1 protein-coding gene is annotated in these 1132 nt (G+C 59.8%); it reads right to left on the reverse strand.

The genetic code is table 11. From position 1 onward, the window contains the following. On the reverse strand, positions 1–728 hold a 728-nt coding region (locus EOM25_15240), incomplete at its 3' end, for a hypothetical protein (GenBank protein ID NCC26534.1). Positions 729–1132 lie beyond the last annotated feature (404 nt).

Below are 1132 nucleotides of genomic sequence, written 5' to 3' on the forward strand. Positions count from 1 at the left end.
CCGCTCTCGGATGAACCGTAGATCTCGACCATCATGCCCAGGCCCTGGCGCTTCAGGGACCGAATGATGTCGGCCGGACAGGGACCGGTGGAAGTGGTTCCGATGACCCCGGCCGGAAAACGTTCCCTGGTCTCGGAACATAGCCGCCAGAGATGAGGGAAGCCGACGATGCAGTCTCCGGCCCTGGACTGCTTGACGATGGTCGACGGTCTCTTGAAGCGGTAATCCTCCAGGCCGGCCCCGAGGACCTTGGGGATGAGGATCGTGTAGATGAAGCCGTAGATGTGGTGGGGAGGGACCAGCCCGATGACCCGTTTGGAGCCCCTGAGCATGTCGGCCAAGTGGAGGGCGTCCTGCTCCAGGAAATAGTACTCCCGGAGGATGGGCTTGGGCTCCCCGGTGCTGCCGGAGGTGAAAAAGGTGATGACTTCGGGCCGAGATCCTATTTCGCGAAGCAGGAAATCGGCCCATTGGCCCAGGCTATCCAGTCCGGCGAGTTCCGAGGATTTTTCGGACGGCAGGCCAAAGAATCCGGCCACCCGTCCGGTCACCAGGGTCAATTCATCCTGGGAAAAGGCGAGGGGATCCTGGCCAAGGGTGCTCTCCGGAGAGAGCTGAAGCTCGTCGCCGAAAACGTCCGAGGTTTTGCGGAGTTTTTTGATTTCGGCGAAGACAAGGGACCGAACGATGAAGAAATAGTCATCTAGGTTCAGTTGGATACGATCCATTTAGTCCTCCAGGTGTGGGGTCGGTCAGGGGATGGACTTTGTCTCGGAAAATACCGCGTTCCGGTCGGCGCGGATCGCTTCGAGCAGATCCTTCGCCTCTTGGGGATGGAGCTTGATGCTCGAATAGTCCGGTTCCCCGGCCACTTTTTGCAAAAGCAGCCCGTCGCGGTCATACCACTGGACCAGCAGTCCCCCCAGAAAATATCCGTCCGCCCGGGCCGTTGCCACGGACTGTGCGCATCCAGGCCGCCAAAGGGGCAGCACGATCTGATAGACGTGACGGCCGGGAAAATCAGCCTCCATTCGTTGCAGGTGGTCTCCAAGATCGTGTCCGGCCCAATTCACGGTCATTCTGACCAGCTCGGCGTGATCCATGGGCTCGACCAGGGCCTTGGTGGGTTTTT

It is taken from the genome of Deltaproteobacteria bacterium (assembly GCA_009929795.1).
GTDB lineage: Bacteria > Desulfobacterota > Desulfovibrionia > Desulfovibrionales > Desulfomicrobiaceae > RZZR01.